The organism is Peribacillus sp. S4 (assembly GCF_046715815.1).
Classification (GTDB): domain Bacteria; phylum Bacillota; class Bacilli; order Bacillales; family DSM-1321; genus Peribacillus; species Peribacillus frigoritolerans.
Window position 1 is genome coordinate 1,700,710 of record NZ_CP175708.1, and the last position, 17,502, is coordinate 1,718,211.

15 protein-coding genes are annotated in these 17,502 nt (G+C 41.5%); all 15 read left to right on the forward strand.

The features are described from left to right. Window position 1: 1 nt before the first annotated feature. The 15 genes from ACJ9PY_RS08260 (at window position 2) to ACJ9PY_RS08330 (ending at window position 17,484) form a co-directional block, all read left to right on the forward strand. Window positions 2–637, forward strand: coding sequence for a hypothetical protein (locus ACJ9PY_RS08260; protein ID WP_268936697.1), 636 nt, complete (start codon window positions 2–4; stop codon window positions 635–637). Between the two features lie 154 nt (window positions 638–791). Next, complete coding sequence (gene rpsB, locus ACJ9PY_RS08265; RefSeq protein ID WP_034313644.1) at window positions 792–1,505, forward strand: 30S ribosomal protein S2; 714 nt, start codon at window positions 792–794, stop codon at window positions 1,503–1,505. A 308-nt stretch (window positions 1,506–1,813) separates the two neighbouring features. Beyond that, the gene (gene tsf / locus ACJ9PY_RS08270; RefSeq protein ID WP_034313641.1) at window positions 1,814–2,698 is read left to right on the forward strand and encodes a translation elongation factor Ts; all 885 of its coding nucleotides are present in this window, start codon (window positions 1,814–1,816) and stop codon (window positions 2,696–2,698) included. Between the two features lie 125 nt (window positions 2,699–2,823). Further along, on the forward strand, window positions 2,824–3,546 hold the full coding sequence (gene pyrH, locus ACJ9PY_RS08275; RefSeq protein ID WP_034313639.1) for a UMP kinase: 723 nt from the start codon (window positions 2,824–2,826) through the stop codon (window positions 3,544–3,546). A 3-nt stretch (window positions 3,547–3,549) separates the two neighbouring features. Beyond that, on the forward strand, window positions 3,550–4,107 hold the full coding sequence (frr, locus tag ACJ9PY_RS08280; RefSeq protein WP_034313637.1) for a ribosome recycling factor: 558 nt from the start codon (window positions 3,550–3,552) through the stop codon (window positions 4,105–4,107). Between the two features lie 399 nt (window positions 4,108–4,506). Further along, on the forward strand, window positions 4,507–5,280 hold the full coding sequence (locus ACJ9PY_RS08285) for an isoprenyl transferase (protein WP_034313634.1): 774 nt from the start codon (window positions 4,507–4,509) through the stop codon (window positions 5,278–5,280). A 25-nt stretch (window positions 5,281–5,305) separates the two neighbouring features. Next, window positions 5,306–6,103, forward strand: coding sequence for a phosphatidate cytidylyltransferase (locus tag ACJ9PY_RS08290; RefSeq protein ID WP_411739763.1), 798 nt, complete (start codon window positions 5,306–5,308; stop codon window positions 6,101–6,103). Between the two features lie 43 nt (window positions 6,104–6,146). Next, window positions 6,147–7,307, forward strand: coding sequence for a 1-deoxy-D-xylulose-5-phosphate reductoisomerase (gene dxr / locus ACJ9PY_RS08295; RefSeq protein WP_411739764.1), 1,161 nt, complete (start codon window positions 6,147–6,149; stop codon window positions 7,305–7,307). Window positions 7,308–7,314: 7 nt separating this feature from the next. Beyond that, window positions 7,315–8,583: an RIP metalloprotease RseP gene (gene rseP / locus ACJ9PY_RS08300; RefSeq protein WP_034313629.1), complete on the forward strand. Its 1,269-nt coding sequence runs from the start codon at window positions 7,315–7,317 to the stop codon at window positions 8,581–8,583. Between the two features lie 269 nt (window positions 8,584–8,852). Beyond that, complete coding sequence (locus ACJ9PY_RS08305) at window positions 8,853–10,553, forward strand: proline--tRNA ligase (protein ID WP_411739765.1); 1,701 nt, start codon at window positions 8,853–8,855, stop codon at window positions 10,551–10,553. A 165-nt stretch (window positions 10,554–10,718) separates the two neighbouring features. Next, entirely contained in the window at window positions 10,719–15,041 is a 4,323-nt protein-coding gene (locus ACJ9PY_RS08310; protein ID WP_057278400.1) for a PolC-type DNA polymerase III, read from the forward strand. Between the two features lie 193 nt (window positions 15,042–15,234). After that, window positions 15,235–15,708, forward strand: coding sequence for a ribosome maturation factor RimP (gene rimP / locus ACJ9PY_RS08315; RefSeq protein ID WP_057278399.1), 474 nt, complete (start codon window positions 15,235–15,237; stop codon window positions 15,706–15,708). A gap of 43 nt (window positions 15,709–15,751) precedes the next feature. Beyond that, window positions 15,752–16,882: a transcription termination factor NusA gene (gene nusA / locus ACJ9PY_RS08320; RefSeq protein ID WP_057278398.1), complete on the forward strand. Its 1,131-nt coding sequence runs from the start codon at window positions 15,752–15,754 to the stop codon at window positions 16,880–16,882. A 16-nt stretch (window positions 16,883–16,898) separates the two neighbouring features. After that, complete coding sequence (gene rnpM, locus ACJ9PY_RS08325) at window positions 16,899–17,174, forward strand: RNase P modulator RnpM (protein ID WP_034313617.1); 276 nt, start codon at window positions 16,899–16,901, stop codon at window positions 17,172–17,174. A gap of 4 nt (window positions 17,175–17,178) precedes the next feature. Continuing rightward, window positions 17,179–17,484, forward strand: coding sequence for a YlxQ family RNA-binding protein (locus ACJ9PY_RS08330; RefSeq protein WP_034313614.1), 306 nt, complete (start codon window positions 17,179–17,181; stop codon window positions 17,482–17,484). Window positions 17,485–17,502: the final 18 nt, after the last annotated feature.

The window sequence follows — 17,502 nt, forward strand, 5'->3', positions numbered from 1 at the left end:
TATGTCAGCATTTTTTATATTTCTGTTGTTTGTATTGAACATATTCACCATTTTTGCCATCATCGTTTTATATCTTCGTCAAAATCGTTTAAGCATGTTGGAAAAAGACCAAAAGGCCGTCATTGGAGAAATGGAACAACTTTTGTCTGGTTATTTAATGGAGATGAAAGAGGATAACGAGACACTGGTAAAGGCAATCAACAATTCGGTGGCAATGAATCCTGAGCATGGACAAAAAGGACAAGAACATAGTTCAATCAAAGAAACAAAGAAAGAAAAACAAGAACAAGAACAAAACATTCTGCTAGAGTATAAAGCGGGAAGTCGTGCCGCCGCTAAAAAGCAGGCAATTAACGCTTATAAAATAATGCCTGAAGAAAATGAGGCCAATGCTTTACCCGTAAAAGTCGAGGACAAATTGGAACTTGCATCGGCTGCCACTTCCCCTCAAAATCAAGGGAAGCCGGCTGCCAAGGAATTTTCGGACATGCTGCAGGCTTCGTTAAATGAACGTTCATTAAATGAAAAAGTGGATATGTTAGCGGATCAAGGACATTCAATAGAGGAAATCGCCAAAAAGTTAGGTTGCGGTCGAACGGAGATAGAGCTATTACTAAAGTTTCGCATGAATAGATAAACTTATCTCTTGATTGTGAAGAGTCATTATGATATATTATGAAATGGTGTTAATACACACGCCCCGTGATTCTTGCAGATGGTGCTGTTACGACAGTTTCTGTATGAAAATGATCGGTGCGGAGGAAAAACAAAACCATTTAGGAGGAACTAAAATGTCAGTCATTTCTATGAAACAATTGCTTGAAGCTGGTGTGCATTTCGGACACCAAACACGTCGCTGGAACCCAAAAATGAAGAAATATATCTTCACTGAGCGTAACGGCATCTACATCATCGACCTTCAAAAAACAGTTAAAAAGGTTGAAGAAGCTTATAACTTCGTGAAGGAACTAGCTGCTAACGGCGGTACTGTTCTATTCGTCGGAACTAAAAAACAAGCTCAAGAATCTGTTAAAGAAGAAGCTATCCGTTCTGGTATGTACTATGTAAACCAACGTTGGTTAGGCGGAACTTTAACAAACTTTGAAACAATCCAAAAACGTATCGCTCGTCTTAAAGATATCGAAAAAATGGAAGAAAACGGAACTTTCGAAGTCCTTCCTAAAAAAGAAGTTATCCAACTTAAAAAAGAATGGGATCGCTTAGAGAAATTCTTAGGCGGTATTAAAGATATGAAGACTCTTCCAGATGCGATCTTCGTTATCGACCCACGCAAAGAGCGTATTGCTGTTGCGGAAGCACACAAATTACACATTCCACTTGTTGGTATCGTTGATACAAACTGTGATCCGGATGAAATCGATGTAGTTATTCCTGCGAATGACGATGCAATCCGTGCTGTTAAATTATTAACAGGTAAAATGGCAGATGCTATCTTAGAAGCTAAACAAGGCGAAGAAACAGCAACTGAAACAACAACTGCTTAATAAGTAAAAAAGGTTGCTTATTCAGTAAGAAAAAAGGTGATAAGAGGATAATGCCTTTTATCCCTTTTTTTTGCACTAAATAAACATACATAAAATCACTGTACGGAATGTCTTTTTTAAAAGGTATGGGCGATTTTTAAGGGATGAAAATCATCAGCTGGTTTAGTTCCGTCATATTGACTGAAAAAGTGGATGTTTTTCGGAAATATTGTCAAAGCTCCTTATTTTCTTTGATGATAACAAGTATTTTTTGGCAATAATGGGTAAAGATTGAATAAACTGCATTTAATTTGAGGAGGATATATATTATGGCAATCACTGCACAATTAGTTAAAGAATTGCGTGAAAAAACTGGTGCCGGTATGATGGACTGTAAAAAGGCACTTGTACAAACAGAAGGCGATATGGAAAAGGCAATCGATTTCCTACGTGAAAAAGGAATTGCAAAAGCTGCTAATAAAGGCGACCGTATCGCTGCTGAAGGTTTAACTTCAATCGTTGTTGAAGGAAACCAAGCGGTTATTCTTGAAGTGAACTCTGAAACTGATTTCGTTGCTAAAAACGAAGGCTTCCAAATTCTTGTTAAGGAATTGGCTGGGTTCCTTCTTGCGAACAAACCTGAAAGCGTTGAAGCTGCTCTTGAGCAAACAATGGAAAATGGAGCAAAAGTTGCAGATCATATCAATGCTGCTGTTGCTAAAATTGGGGAAAAATTAACTCTTCGCCGTTTCCAAGTCGTTTCTAAAACAGATAACGACGCATTTGGTGCATACCTTCACATGGGCGGACGCATCAGCGTACTGTCAGTTCTTGAAGGTACAACTGACGAAGAGGCAGCTAAAAGCGTTTCAATGCATATTGCTGCAATTAACCCTAAATATATCTCTCGCGACCAAGTGGATGCTAGCGAATTAGAACGCGAACGCGAAGTTCTTACGCAGCAAGCTCTTAATGAAGGAAAACCTGAAAAAATCGTTGCGAAAATGGTTGAAGGACGTATCAATAAATTCTACGAAGAAATCTGTGTTAACGAACAAGCTTTCGTTAAGAACCCTGATCAAAAAGTGGGACAATTCGTTGAATCAAAAGGCGGAAAAATCCAATCATTCGTTCGTTATGAAGTAGGGGAAGGTCTTGAAAAACGTCAAGAAAACTTTGCTGAAGAAGTAATGAACCAAGTTAAAAAAGACTAATTGTCAGATAATTAATAATGGGGAACACTCTTGTGTTCCCTATTTTTTGAAATGTCATGATTTTTTGGCAGTATTGCAAGAAAGCATGATGAACGAATGAAAAGATTACATAGTTGGAGGTTCTCATGAGTAACGCTAAATATAAACGTGTCGTTCTAAAACTAAGTGGTGAAGCATTAGCCGGTGAAGAAGGATTTGGAATTAACCCTGCAGTAATTAAATCCATTGCTGAACAAGTCAAGGAAGTGGCTGAGCTTGATGTGGAAGTAGCTGTTGTTGTCGGTGGCGGAAACATCTGGCGCGGGAAAATAGGCAGTGAAATGGGCATGGATCGTGCTAATGCCGATTATATGGGGATGTTGGCTACAGTCATGAACTCATTGGCATTACAAGACAGCCTTGATCAGCTTGGAATTGAAACACGCGTGCAAACTTCCATTGAGATGAGACAAGTAGCAGAACCATACATTAGACGCCGTGCAATCAGGCATCTAGAGAAAAAGAGAGTGGTGATTTTTGCAGCTGGTACAGGTAATCCATACTTCTCAACGGATACCACTGCCGCCCTGCGTGCTGCAGAAATTGAAGCTGATGTCATCTTGATGGCGAAGAATAATGTGGATGGCGTATACAATGCAGATCCGGTTAAAGACAAAAATGCAGTGAAGTATGATAAACTTTCCTATCTTGATGTGATTAAAGAAGGGTTAGAAGTAATGGATTCAACTGCGTCCTCACTATGTATGGACAATGATATTCCATTGATCGTCTTCTCGATCATGGAAAAAGGTAATATTAAACGGGCCGTTTTAGGCGAAACGCTTGGAACTATTGTAAGGGGGAAATAAAAGATGCCGAAACAAGTTATTTCGAATGCGAAAACGAAAATGGAAAAAGCCATTGGAGCGTACACACGTGAATTAGCAAGCATCCGTGCCGGAAGGGCAAATGCCTCATTGCTTGATAGAATCTCGATTGATTATTATGGTTCGCCGACACCGGTTAATCAGGTGGCTGGTATTTCTGTCCCGGAAGCTAGACTATTAGTCATTCAACCATATGATAAAACGGTATTGGGTGAAATCGAAAAGGCGATTTTGAAATCAGACTTAGGCTTAAATCCTTCTAATGACGGATCGATCATCAGGATAGCCATCCCGGCGTTAACTGAAGAGCGCAGAAAAGAGCTTGTGAAAGTTGTGAAAAAAGAAGCGGAAGAGGCAAAAATAGCTGTCCGTAATGTGCGTCGCGATGCTAATGATGATTTGAAAAAGCTTGAAAAAAGTGGTGAAATCACTGAAGATGATTTGCGTGGCTATGCTGATGACATCCAAAAGATGACAGATGGCAATATCACGAAAATCGATGAAATTACAAAAGATAAAGAAAAAGAAATTTTGGAAGTATAATTTCCATTGAAGAATTGATTAAATAAAGAGGGCCGAATCCATACTGGGTCATGTCTTGGTGCTAACATATAGGTGTGCTTAAAGGAGAAAACTGTTATAATAAGGTTTCTCCGATAATGATTACTCCTTGAGTTAGTATGTTGCATGCAAACGTTGGAGGTGGCCTTTTTTTTGCATTTTTCATGTCAGTCATAATCGGTTTCAGAAAAAAGAAGGAATGATTTCTCCCTTTCAAGCTTCTAATGAAGAAATAATTTTCATAATAATAATATGAGAACCAGTTTTTTTTTGATATTATAATATAGATTCTTTTTAAGCGGCAGAAAGCTTGATATACATAGTGCACGAAAAACTTTGCCTTTGTAGAGAGATAAGTACAACCTGATGGGGGACTAACATATGTATTCACTTTGGAAGCGTTTCGTTAAAAAAGATGCTTCTTCCGATGTAACAAATAGGATTCAGCATATTAAACAGTTTGATGTTCCTCAGCATATCGCCATCATTATGGATGGGAACGGCCGTTGGGCCAAAAAGCGTGCATTGCCACGTGTGGCGGGTCATCATGAAGGAATGAAAACCGTTCGTAGAATTACGAAAGTTGCCAATAAATTAGGGGTCAAAACTTTGACGGTCTATGCGTTTTCCACTGAAAATTGGAAACGCCCGAAAAGTGAAGTCGACTTTTTGATGAAGCTGCCCCAGGAATTTCTTGGGACTTTTTTGCCCGAGCTCATTTCGGAAAATGTTAGAGTTGAAACGATTGGGGACTTGTCGCTCATTCCGTCACATACTCAAAGTGCCGTTAAACGGGCAATGGAAGACACGAAAGACAATGATGGGATGATTCTGAATTTTGCCCTGAACTATGGAAGCCGTGGGGAGATTGTATCTGCAGTGAATAGCATCATTCAAGATGCTAAGAATGGTATAATAAAGGAAAATGTAACGGAGGAAATGGTATCCAGTTACCTGATGACCAAACATTTGTCGGATCCCGATTTACTGATCCGTACTAGCGGTGAAATCCGTTTAAGTAATTTCATGCTTTGGCAGTCTGCTTATACGGAGCTTTGGTTTACTGAAGTGCTGTGGCCGGATTTTAGTGAAGAGCATTTATTGCAGGCAGTTGAGGAGTATCAAAAGCGTTCACGAAGATTCGGTGGCGTTTAATGTAGAAGGCGAGGAAAATGGAATAATGAAACAACGAATTATTACGGCGGTCGTAGTTGCCGCTATCTTCATTCCACTAGTCATTTTAGGGGGCACTCCCTTTTTACTGACGGTTTATCTGTTAGGTTCGATTGGTTTGTACGAACTGATGAAAATGAAAAAGTTACGTGTACTTTCTTTTGAAGCATTTCTTTCTCACATATTATTGTGGGTGCTTTTATTGCCTAATGAGCATACCGCTTTTTTGGCAGAAATTAATTATGATAAAGTTCAAGTATTCTTGATCGGGGTTTTGCTGCTGTTACTTTATACAGTCGTTTCAAAAAACCGTTTTACCTTTGATGACGCAGGCTTTCTAGTGATTTCAATCCTATACTTGGGGATAGGTTTCTACTTCCTATTTGAAACACGTGACTCTTTGGGGTTGGGGCTGATCTATATCCTGCTTACCCTATTTACGATCTGGGCAACTGATTCCGGAGCCTACTTCATTGGTAAATCGCTTGGTAAAAGAAAGCTATGGCCAGAAATAAGTCCAAACAAGACGGTGGAAGGATTTATCGGCGGGTTAATATCCGCGATGGTGGTGGGTGTTTTATTTTACTCCTTCTCCAGCCTTGATTACACGTTATTACAATTATTATTGATTTCATTAATCATTGGGGTATTCGGCCAATTGGGTGATCTCGTCCAATCCGCGTATAAACGTCATTATGGCGTTAAGGATTCAGGGAATCTCCTCCCGGGACATGGTGGAATTTTGGACAGGCTAGATAGTGTGATCTTCATTTTACCGATTTTGCATTTATTGCATGTTTTATAATATAAATATAGGCAAGCGTTATATGAATTAGGAGATGAACAATTTGAAAAATATCAGCCTTTTGGGCGCGACAGGATCGATTGGTCAACAAACGGCGGATGTAGTCAGGTCCCATCCAGATCAATTCAAGATCGTGGCGCTTTCTGCTGGAAAGAATATAGAATTGGTCAGGACTTATATACAAGAGTTTGAACCGAAACTGGTTTCAGTCCAGACGGAAGAAGATTATCATGTTTTGAAAAGTGAATTCTCCAACCGCAAAGATATCGAGTTCATGTATGGGGATAAGGGATTGACTGCTGTTGCTGTTTATGATCAGGCGACGATATTGGTCAATGCCGTCATCGGAAGCGTGGGTCTTTATCCGACACTTCAAGCAATAAAGGCAAAAAAGGATATTGCTATCGCCAACAAGGAGACGTTGGTGACGGCAGGTCATTTGGTCATGAGTGAAGCAAAAAAAGCGGGGGTCAGATTGCTGCCGGTTGACAGTGAGCATTCAGCTATTTTTCAGGCACTGCAAGGTGAAAAGGAAAAAAATATAGAACGTCTTGTCATTACTGCTTCAGGAGGCAGTTTTCGAGATCGGACCAGGGAAGAATTAAAGGATGTAACGGTGGAAGAGGCACTGAACCATCCGAATTGGTCAATGGGAGCTAAAATCACGATCGATTCAGCATCAATGATGAATAAAGGGTTGGAAGTGATCGAGGCCCATTGGCTATTCGATCTTCCCTACGATAAAATTGATGTATTGCTACATAAGGAGAGCATCATCCATTCCATGGTTGAGTTTCATGACTCCAGCGTGATAGCACAACTGGGGACACCGGATATGCGGGTGCCGATACAATATGCACTTACTTATCCAGACCGTATTCCGCTGGCAGGCCGCAAACGATTGAACCTTGCTGAAGCAGGCAAACTGCATTTTAGGGATATGGATTTCACCAGATATCCTTGTTTGCAATTCGCTTATAAAGCAGGTAAAATGGGCGGAACGATGACTACTGTATTGAATGCCGCCAATGAAGCTGCAGTCTCAGCATTCTTATCTGGAAAGGTAACCTTCCTTGAAATTGAGACGTTAATTGAAAAAGCGCTGAATCAGCATTCCGTCATAGCCCTTCCAGAATTAGAAACGATTCAGGAAGTCGATAATATGACAAGGCAGTATATAGAATCTTTAGTGAAAGATAGGTGACCGGAACATGCAGACTTTAGAAACGATTATAGCGTTCATCATCATTTTTGGAGCTCTAGTTTTTTTCCATGAGCTTGGGCACTTAGTGTTTGCAAAGCGAGCAGGAATCTTATGCCGTGAGTTCGCAATCGGTTTCGGGCCAAAAGTATTCACATATAAAAAGAAGGAAACCGTTTATACCATCCGATTGCTTCCTCTTGGCGGTTACGTGCGTATGGCCGGTGAAGACGCAGAAAATATAGAATTGAAACCCGGCTATCGGGTGGGGTTAATGTTCGATAATGATGAGAATGTTACAAAGATCATTTTGAACAATAAAGATAAATATCCTGATATTCGACTTGTGGAAGTTGAAGTGATCGACCTTGATCATAAACTGATCCTTACTGGTTATGAAGAGGGAGAGGAAGATACACTAAAAACGTTTGCCATCCATAAAGAGGCTGTGATCGTTGAAAATGGTGTAGAGAACCAGATTGCTCCTTTTGACCGGCAATTTGCCTCAAAGTCGCTTGGGCATCGTTTTCTGACGATTGTAGCTGGTCCGGCAATGAACTTCGTTTTGGCTTTTGTCATTTTTGTGCTGATCGGCCTGTTTCAAGGTGTTGTGGTGGATGAAGCGAAACTAGGTGAGTTGACTCCGGATGGTTCGGCTGTAAATGCCGGTTTAAAATCGGGAGATGTCATTCAATCCATAGAAGGTACGGAAGTCTCCACTTGGGGAGATGTTCAGGAAAGCATTCAAAAGAACCCTGGGCAAGAGATCGAGTTTGTCGTTGACAGGGACGGGAAAACACTAGAAGTACCGGTTGTTCCACAAGAAGTGGAAAGGGAAGGGAAGAAAATCGGGATTATCGGTGTTTACCCTCCGGTTGAAAAAGCACCGATTAAAGCTATACAATATGGTTTTACAGAAACGTATTTTTGGACAAAACAAATCTTCATCATCCTTGGTGATCTTGTAACGGGAGGATTTACGATCGACAGTTTATCTGGTCCTGTAGGCATATATAAATCAACTGAGGAAGTGGCGAAACAAGGTTTATTCACGTTAATGAAATGGGCAGGGCTGCTAAGCATTAACCTGGGAATCATGAACCTGCTTCCGCTGCCGGCATTGGATGGAGGAAGACTGTTATTCTTTGTGGTCGAATTCTTAAGAGGGAAACCAATTGACCGTCAAAAAGAAGGGATGGTCCACTTCATCGGCTTTGCTTTGCTGATGTTATTGATGATTGTCGTTACCTGGAATGACATCCAGCGATTCTTCCTGTAAGACATGTTTGGATAATGCAAAAACTGGCCAGCAGAATTATCTGTTGGCCGTTTTCTTATCTGAAGGGATTTCCTAGTTTTTTAATCGTTTTGGGAAAATTGTTTGTTTTCTAGGGAAATCGTAAGTATAATCGAGAATGAGTATATTAAATTAGCTTTTCTGAATGACCGGAAAGTCTTTTTTGTATGAATTGACCGTATTAAAATGTTGCGGTATCAAATTTACCGAAGCTGCAAGTAATTTAAAGGAAATATTGAAGAGGTGCAAATATGAAACAAAGTATGACGTTGATCCCTACATTGAGGGAAGTGCCTGCAGATGCTGAAATCAAAAGTCATCAGCTGCTATTGCGTGCAGGATTTATGAGACAAAATTCCAGCGGGGTTTATAGTTTTATGCCGCTTGGAAAAAAGGTGCTTCAAAAGGTTGAGGCGATCGTTAGGGAAGAACTGGAAAATGCAGGTGCAGTGGAACTGTTGATGCCGGCTTTACAACAAGCTGAATTCTGGCAGGAATCTGGACGCTGGTATACTTATGGTCCAGAGTTGATGCGGCTTAAGGATCGCAACAACCGTGAATTTGCGCTTGGTGCCACGCATGAAGAAGTGATAACCAGTTTAGTTCGCGATGAGGTGAAATCCTATAAGCGTCTTCCATTGACGGTTTACCAAATCCAAACCAAATTCCGTGATGAAAAAAGACCGCGTTTCGGATTGTTGCGTGGACGTGAGTTCATCATGAAGGATGCTTATTCTTTCCATGCTAATCAAGAAAGCCTGGATGCTGTATATAAAAATTTATTTGCGGCATATTCGAATATATTTAGCCGTTGTGGGTTGAACTTCCGTGCGGTCATTGCCGATTCTGGGGCAATGGGTGGTAAGGATACACATGAATTCATGGTCCTGTCTGAAATAGGGGAGGATACCATCGCTTATTCGGATACTTCCGAGTATGCAGCCAATATTGAAATGGCACCTGTGAATGTAAAATATGAAAAAAGCAGCGAAGAACAAATTGCACTTGAAAAAATTCATACACCGGGTCAAAAATCGATAGAAGAAGTTGCTGCATTCCTGAATACCAATGCAGCGAAACTAATAAAATCATTATTGTTTAAAGTGGATGAAAAGTATGTGCTAGTTTTGGTACGAGGAGATCATGAAGTCAATGATATCAAGCTGAAGAACTTCTATAACGCTTCAATCGTTGATTTGGTCGATCCAAATGAGACGAAGGAAGTCTTGGGATGTGCAATTGGATCTCTTGGACCAATAAATGTCACTTCTGATGTGGAAGTGATTGCGGATCTTGCCGTCGAAGCCATGGTTAATGGAGTTTGTGGTGCAAATGAGGAAGACCACCATTATGTGAACGTCAATCCCGCTCGTGATTTTAACGTGGCCAATTATATAGATCTTCGTTTCATCCAAGAGGGCGACCCATCGCCCGACGGAAACGGAAAAATTAAATTTGCCAAAGGAATTGAGGTAGGCCACGTATTCAAGCTGGGAACAAAATATTCCGAAGCTATGAATGCGACATTCCTGGATGAGAATGGACGGTCGCAGCCAATGATCATGGGATGTTATGGTATTGGGGTTTCCCGTACACTTGCAGCTGTCGCTGAACAATTCAACGATGAAAAAGGATTGGTCTGGCCAAAGAATTTAGCGCCATACCAAGTCCATTTGATTCCAATCAATATGAAGGATGAGGCTCAGGCTGCCCTGGCAGAAGATTTATATAAAGATTTAAAGGCACAAGGCATGGAAGTTCTAATGGATGATCGTCAAGAACGTGCAGGCGTAAAATTCGCAGACTCCGACTTGATCGGTCTCCCTGTCAGGGTGACTGTTGGTAAAAAGGCATCCGACGGAATTGTCGAAGTGAAAATTCGCAAAACGGGTGAGGTTCTTGAACTTGAAAGAGCTGAACTAACTCAAAAGCTTCACGAAATACTGGGATAATTTAAAAATGGGGGAACTAGGCATCATTCAATTGGATGATGCCTTTCCTTTTCATGGATTTGGATACTAGTGAAACATTCATGATATGTTATAATAGCCTCTGATATCAAAACGAAAATGCTAGTGAATAATATCTAAAGAGATAGTAGATAGGGGAGAGAGGGAATGGATCAAAATCCAAATAGCGGTAGAGAGAGATTTCAACTCTTGCTCCAGCAAATGGACTTGACCGAGGATGCCTTTGTGAATTATTTCATAGGTGCCGAAATTGATAAACTCTCAATCGAGAGGGAGTCCAAAACATGGCATTTTGCCTTTAATATACCTGCATTGATTCCTTGCAGTGTTCATACAAGACTTGCTACTCATCTGGCAAGTACGTTTTCCCATATTGCAAAGGTCACATTCAACTTGAATGTGGCCAATCCGCAAGTGACCGAACAATTGGTAAAAGAGTATTGGAAAAACTGCATTGGCGAGCTTGAAGGCATGTCTCCGGCACTGTTATCGCTTCTGAATGAACAAGTGCCAACGGTAAATGGATATAAGCTTATCGTAAGCGCCCGTAATGATACGGAAGCTGGTCAGCTGAAACGAAAATACTCCGGCATCATTTCGAATATCTACCAAACATTCGGTTTTCCTCCGTTGACACTTGAAGCGGAAGTGAAGGAAACGGTGTCGAATCCTGATTACCAAAAGTTTTTGGAAGAGAAACAAAAGGAAGACGCGGAAAAGGGACTTGCTGCGCTAGTGGAAATGCAGAAGAAAGAATCGGAAAAAGGCGGCGACGATGGCGTCTACGAAGGACCGGTTAAAATTGGCTACACGATTAAAGAAGATGCGGATTTCCGCAGAATCGAACAAATTATCGATGAAGAGCGCAGGATTGCTATCGAAGGCTTCGTATTTGATGCAGAAGTGCGTGAGTTGCGAAGCGGACGAAGCCTGTTGACATTTAAAGTCACGGATTATACGAGCTCGATATTGGTCAAAATGTTTTCGCGTGATAAAGAAGATGCTGCCATACTTGCCCGAGTGAAAAAAGGGATGTGGGTACGTGCCCAAGGCAGCATTCAAAATGATACATTCGTACGTGACCTTGTAATGATCGCAAATGATATTAATGAAATTTCTAAACAAGGACGGCAGGATAAGGCACCGGAAGGAGAAAAGCGTGTAGAACTGCATATGCATACCCCAATGAGCTCGATGGATGCAGTGACACCTACTTCAGCGCTTGTTGCCCAAGCTGCAAAGTGGGGGCATAAGGCTGTTGCCATTACAGATCATGCGGGAGCACAATCATTCCCTGAAGCTTATAGTGCCGGGAAAAAGAATGGTATCAAAATCCTTTATGGCGTCGAAGTGAATCTTGTAAATGATGGTGTACCCATCGTTTATAATGAGGCGCATATCGCTTTGGCAGATGCAACCTATGTTGTGTTTGACGTAGAGACGACGGGTCTGTCAGCTGTTTATGATACGATCATTGAATTTGCTGCAGTCAAAATCCGTGACGGGGACATCATTGATCGCTTCGAGTCATTTGCTAATCCGCATCACCCACTATCCAATACGACGATAGAATTGACTGGAATCACTGATGATCTTGTAGAAAATGCTCCAGAAGTCTCGGAAGTGCTGGAAAAGTTCAAGGAATGGGCGGGCGATGCGATCCTGGTTGCCCACAACGCAGCCTTCGATATGGGGTTTTTGAATATAGGTTATAAAAACTTGGGTTATCCTAAAGCTTCCAATCCTGTGCTTGATACTTTGGAACTTGCCCGTTTCTTATATCCGGAGTTTAAAAATCACCGGTTAAATACACTATGTAAAAAGTTCGATATTGATTTGACCCAGCATCATAGGGCCATTTATGACGCCGAAGCTACAGGTTACCTTATGCTGAAGATGCTGAAGGATGCAATGGAAAAGGAGATTACCCATCATGATCAACTTAATGACAATATGGGTAAAGGAAATGCTTACCAGCGTTCCCGGCCGTCCCATTGTACGTTGATCGCGCAAACACAGGCGGGGTTAAAAAACCTTTTTAAATTAATTTCAATATCACACATCGATTATTTCTATCGTGTGCCCCGATTACCGCGCTCACAACTTAAAAAGTATCGTGAAGGAATCCTGGTCGGATCGGGATGTGATAAAGGGGAAGTTTTTGAAGGGATGATGCAGAAGGGTTTTGAGGAAGTCGTCGATATCGCCGAATTCTACGATTATCTTGAAATCCATCCGAAGGAAGTGTATCAGCATTTGATTGAGCTTGAATATGTACGGGATGATAAATCATTAGAAACGATCATCTCCAATATCGTCAAGCTTGGTGAAAAGCTGGACAAGCCAGTCGTAGCCACGGGAAATGTGCATTATTTGGATCCGAATGATAAAATTTACCGTAAAATCCTTGTGAATTCACAAGGCGGCGCGAACCCGCTGAATCGTCATAAGCTTCCTGACGTACATTTTCGGACAACAGATGAAATGCTGCGGGAATTCTCCTTCCTCGGTTCCGAGAAAGCCAAAGAGGTCGTGGTAACCAACACGAATAAAATCGCTGATATGATTGAAGAAATCAAGCCAATCAAGGATGAGTTATACACACCTAAAATTGAAGGTGCAGATGAAGAGATGCGTGAAATGAGTTATGGCATGGCAAGGAAGATTTATGGGGAAAACCTGCCGGAAATCGTGGAGGCCCGTCTTGAGAAAGAATTGAAAAGCATCATCGGCCACGGTTTTGCCGTTATTTATTTAATTTCCCACAAGCTTGTTAAAAAATCATTGAATGATGGTTATCTAGTTGGCTCGAGGGGATCGGTTGGATCATCTTTCGTTGCCACCATGACTGAAATTACAGAGGTGAACCCTCTTCCGCCGCATTATGTATGTCCTGAGTGCAAGAAATCCGAATTCTTCAATGACGGTTCTGTAGGTTCAGGGTTTGACCTGCCCGATAAAGACTGTCCCGATTGTGGCATCGCTTATACAAAAGACGGGCATGATATCCCGTTTGAAACTTTCCTTGGATTTAAAGGGGATAAGGTTCCGGATATCGACTTGAACTTCTCCGGTGAATATCAGCCGAAGGCCCATAACTATACGAAGGTCTTATTCGGTGAAGAATATGTATATCGTGCCGGAACGATTGGTACGGTCGCTGAAAAAACGGCTTATGGATATGTTAAAGGGTATTCCTCTGATAATAACATCCATATGCGCGGAGCCGAGACCGATCGCCTTGTAGCCGGTTGTACTGGTGTGAAAAGGACGACTGGACAGCACCCGGGCGGAATCATCGTCGTTCCGGATTATATGGATATCTATGATTTCACACCAATTCAGTTCCCTGCGGATGACCGGAATTCAGAGTGGAAAACAACTCACTTTGATTTCCATTCCATTCACGATAATATTTTGAAACTTGATATACTTGGACACGATGATCCGACAGTAATCCGGATGCTTCAAGATTTAAGTGGCATCGATCCAAAGACCGTTCCTACCGATGATCCGGAAGTAATGAAAATATTCAGCAGTACTGAATCTTTAGGAGTTACCGAAGAACAGATCATGTGTAAAACGGGTACGCTTGGCATCCCGGAATTTGGTACGCGTTTTGTCCGGCAGATGCTTGAAGATACGAAACCTACGACTTTTTCCGAGCTTGTTCAGATTTCAGGCCTTTCCCACGGTACGGATGTATGGCTGAGCAATGCACAGGAACTGATCCACAACCGGATCTGCACACTAAGTGAGGTTATAGGCTGCCGGGATGATATTATGGTCTATCTGATCTATCAAGGTCTCGATCCTTCCCTGGCGTTTAAAATCATGGAATCTGTACGTAAAGGGAAAGGGCTCTCAGAGGAATTCGAAGAGGAAATGAGGAAAAATGAGGTGCCGGAATGGTATATCGATTCATGTAAGAAGATTAAATACATGTTCCCGAAAGCCCATGCTGCAGCTTACGTCTTAATGGCTGTCCGGATTGCCTATTTTAAAGTTCATCTGCCCTTATTATACTATGCGGCCTATTTCACAGTACGTGCCGATGATTTTGAAATCGACGCCATGACACGGGGATCGCAAGCGATCAAAGCAAAAATGGAAGAAATCATGGTAAAGGGATTGGATGCATCCACAAAGGAAAAGAATACATTGACGGTTCTTGAACTAGCTTTGGAAATGTGTGAACGAGGATATTCATTCGCTAAAGTGGACTTGTACAAATCCAGTGCAGATCAATTCCTAATTGAAGGAAATACTTTGATTCCGCCTTTCAATTCGATACCTGGTCTTGGAACGAATGCGGCGATCAATATTGTCAACGCACGGGGAAATGGTGAATTCCTCTCTAAAGAAGACCTTCAACAGCGGGGTAAGGTTTCGAAGACCATCCTTGAATACCTTGATAAACAAGGCTGTCTGGAGTCATTGCCTGAACAAAATCAGTTATCTTTATTTTAAAAGAGGAAACGGATTTCAAAAAGGAAGAAACAGACATGATATTTGCATAAATATCTTGATTATGGTATATTTTTATTGGAAATACTAAGAGGAACCAATGGCAAGAGTGGGGAAACCCACTCTTTCGTGTTGTAATGACCATTTATTTTGAATCCGAAACCAAGCGCATACAACGCACGTATGGAGGAAACAAATGAGTAAAAAGGTAACGGAAGTCGTAGAGGAATTAGCATTACCAATTCTTGAAGAATTGCAGCTTGAATTAGTCGAAGTGGAGTATGTGAAGGAAGGTAAAAGCTGGTTCCTTCGAGTGTACATTGATAAAGAAACAGGCGTAGATATTGATGATTGCGGAAATGTGAGTGAAAAACTCAGTGAAAAGCTTGATGAGGTTGATCCGATTCCACAAAATTATTTTCTCGAAGTTTCATCACCCGGAGCTGAAAGGCCTCTGAAAAAAGAGAAGGATTTCCTTAATGCTATCGGTAAAAATGTTTACATAAAAACATACGAGCCCATTTTAGATGAAAAAGAATTCGAAGGAATCTTAACCAGTTTCGATGGTGAAGAAGTGACAATCGAAGTCAGAATCAAGACAAGAAAGAAAACGATCGTCATACCATTCGAAAAGGTAGCCAAAGCAAGATTGGCGATTACCTTCGCTTAAGTCAAGCAAATCATTAATTTAAATATCCGTAAGGGGGATCACCATGGGCAATGAGTTATTGGATGCTCTCTATATTTTAGAAAACGAAAAAGGAATTTCCAGGGAGGTTTTGATCGACGCGATTGAATCTGCCCTTATATCGGCATATCGCCGTAACTTTAACCAAGCACAAAATGTACGTATCGACTTGAATCTTGGTAAAGGAACAATGCGTGTATTTGCCAGAAAAGACGTTGTTGACGAAGTGTTCGATTCGCGTCTGGAAATTTCTGTTGAAGAAGCAAGAGCAATTGATCCCAACTATCAGTTAGATGATGTTGTCGAAATGGAAGTAACACCTAAGGATTTCGGCCGTATTGCTGCACAAACAGCAAAACAAGTCGTCACTCAAAGGGTGCGTGAAGCGGAACGGGGCATCATTTATGCCGAATTCATCGATCGTGAAGAGGATATCATGACTGGTATCGTTCAACGCCAGGATTCCCGATTCATTTATGTGAGCTTAGGTAAAATCGAGGCTTTGCTCCCGGTGAATGAGCAAATGCCGAATGAACAATATAAACCGCATGACCGCATTAAAGTTTTCATCACTAAAGTTGAAAAGACTTCCAAGGGTCCGCAAATTTTTGTATCCCGTTCACATCCTGGCCTTTTAAAACGTTTATTCGAAATCGAAGTGCCTGAAATTTTCGATGGAACAGTCGAGATCAAGTCAGTTGCCCGCGAAGCAGGCGACCGTTCAAAAATCTCCGTGCACTCCGATAACGAAGAAGTCGATCCTGTCGGTTCCTGTGTAGGCCAAAAAGGCCAGCGTGTTCAGGCCATCGTCAACGAATTGAAAGGTGAAAAGATCGATATCGTCAAATGGTCGGAGAATCCGGTCATTTTCGTTGCGAATGCTTTAAGCCCTTCAAAAGTACTTGAGGTCATTGTTAAAGAAGAGGAAAAGGCGACGACTGTAATCGTACCGGATTATCAACTCTCCCTGGCAATTGGTAAGCGTGGACAAAATGCCCGTTTAGCTGCAAAGCTTACAGGCTGGAAAATAGATATCAAGAGTGAAACGGAAGCCCGCGAAGCTGGTATATATCCTGTGGAAGAACAGGAATTCCTTTTGAGCAGAGATAGTTATGTTACTGAAGAGGAAACAGATTTCGAAGAGGATAACGAGTAATTCGAGGTGAAAAAAGATGAATAACCGAAAAAAAATCCCGATGCGTAAATGTGTGGCGACAGGCGAAATGAAGCCGAAGAAAGAACTCATTCGCATCGTTCGATCTAAAGAAGGGGAAGTCAGCCTGGATCCGACCGGTAAGAAATCTGGAAGGGGAGCTTATTTGACTCTTGATCGGGATGTTATCGAGCTGGCCAAAAAGAAAAATGTGCTGGCTAATCACCTTAGTACCCAAATCGATTCTTCCCTTTATGAACAATTGCTCGAATTAGTGAATAAGGAGAAAAACTAACACCATGACCCAACAACAACAATGGATGTCTCTATTAGGTTTGGCCAATCGAGCACGCAAGCTAATTTCGGGTGAAGAATTAGTGGTTAAAGAGATTAGAAGCGGTAATGCCAAAGTTGTTATTTTATCCGCGGACGCTTCAAAAAACACTGAAAAAAAAATATCTGATAAGTGCGCATTTTATCAGGTTCCTTTAAAAAGAGTCGAAAGCAGGTCATTGCTCGGCCATGCGATAGGTAAGGATGCTAGAGTTGCCGTCGCAGTTCTGGATGAAGGTTTTGCACAAAAACTCCGAACGCTGCTCGATTAAATTTTACGGGGGTGAACG

What these genes read in the sequence shown, in the direction of transcription:
- frr (WP_034313637.1), top strand. Translation starts at nt 3,550, where the DNA reads ATGCCGAAACAAGTTATTTCGAATGCGAAAACGAAAATGGAAAAAGCC.
- ACJ9PY_RS08285 (WP_034313634.1), top strand. Translation starts at nt 4,507, where the DNA reads ATGTATTCACTTTGGAAGCGTTTCGTTAAAAAAGATGCTTCTTCCGAT.
- nusA (WP_057278398.1), top strand. Translation starts at nt 15,752, where the DNA reads ATGGGCAATGAGTTATTGGATGCTCTCTATATTTTAGAAAACGAAAAA.
- rimP (WP_057278399.1), top strand. Translation starts at nt 15,235, where the DNA reads ATGAGTAAAAAGGTAACGGAAGTCGTAGAGGAATTAGCATTACCAATT.
- rpsB (WP_034313644.1), top strand. Translation starts at nt 792, where the DNA reads ATGTCAGTCATTTCTATGAAACAATTGCTTGAAGCTGGTGTGCATTTC.
- rseP (WP_034313629.1), top strand. Translation starts at nt 7,315, where the DNA reads ATGCAGACTTTAGAAACGATTATAGCGTTCATCATCATTTTTGGAGCT.
- ACJ9PY_RS08290 (WP_411739763.1), top strand. Translation starts at nt 5,306, where the DNA reads ATGAAACAACGAATTATTACGGCGGTCGTAGTTGCCGCTATCTTCATT.
- ACJ9PY_RS08330 (WP_034313614.1), top strand. Translation starts at nt 17,179, where the DNA reads ATGACCCAACAACAACAATGGATGTCTCTATTAGGTTTGGCCAATCGA.
- ACJ9PY_RS08305 (WP_411739765.1), top strand. Translation starts at nt 8,853, where the DNA reads ATGAAACAAAGTATGACGTTGATCCCTACATTGAGGGAAGTGCCTGCA.
- ACJ9PY_RS08260 (WP_268936697.1), top strand. Translation starts at nt 2, where the DNA reads ATGTCAGCATTTTTTATATTTCTGTTGTTTGTATTGAACATATTCACC.
- pyrH (WP_034313639.1), top strand. Translation starts at nt 2,824, where the DNA reads ATGAGTAACGCTAAATATAAACGTGTCGTTCTAAAACTAAGTGGTGAA.
- ACJ9PY_RS08310 (WP_057278400.1), top strand. Translation starts at nt 10,719, where the DNA reads ATGGATCAAAATCCAAATAGCGGTAGAGAGAGATTTCAACTCTTGCTC.
- tsf (WP_034313641.1), top strand. Translation starts at nt 1,814, where the DNA reads ATGGCAATCACTGCACAATTAGTTAAAGAATTGCGTGAAAAAACTGGT.
- rnpM (WP_034313617.1), top strand. Translation starts at nt 16,899, where the DNA reads ATGAATAACCGAAAAAAAATCCCGATGCGTAAATGTGTGGCGACAGGC.